At 62.6% G+C, this 572-nt stretch carries 1 protein-coding gene; it reads left to right on the forward strand.

Going from position 1 to position 572, the window contains the following annotated elements; translation table 11 throughout:
* The coding region (locus AACY49_RS30080) for a TetR family transcriptional regulator (protein ID WP_339527875.1) at window positions 1-507 on the forward strand (507 nt) is incomplete at its 5' end.
* Window positions 508-572: the final 65 nt, after the last annotated feature.

The following is a 572-nucleotide window of genomic DNA, read 5'->3' on the forward strand; positions in this document are numbered from 1 at the left end:
ACCAAGGCCGCGCGCCACATCTCCGCGCTGATCGTCGAGGAAGGCGCTGACGCGGTAACGCATCGCGCCGTCGCCGCGCGCGCGGGCTATGCCAATTCCACGCTCGCCTATCACTTCCCTCGGCAGGACGATTTGCTGAAGGCCGGGATCAACGACATCATCGTCCGCGTGCAGGGGACGGTCGACGCGCAAAGGATGAGCGAACCCGAGCATGAACTGAACAGTATCGAGATTGCGCGCGCCACCTTCGCTATCGCTCTGGTGGCGGCGCGCATTCCGAGCCTCAAACCGTTCGCGGCGGACATGCGTCGTCGCCGCGGCGAGAATTACCTCGTGCGCCTCAACCGGTTGGTCGATGGCGAGGCACCATTCGATCTGCTGTCCGCGCAGGCGATTGCCATGACCGGCATCGGCCAGTTGCTGCTGGATGGCGTGATCGACCCTGCGGCCGACACCTCTGCGTTTGCGCTGATCGACCGCCTTCAGGCCACCGCCCGCCTCGGCTGAAATCCGTACAATCGTATCTTCCGACAGTTTTACGAGGTGAAAGCCTCAAAGTATTTCGTACAACT

This window comes from Pseudomonas sp. EL_65y_Pfl2_R96, from assembly GCF_963970905.1.
GTDB lineage: Bacteria > Pseudomonadota > Gammaproteobacteria > Pseudomonadales > Pseudomonadaceae > Aquipseudomonas.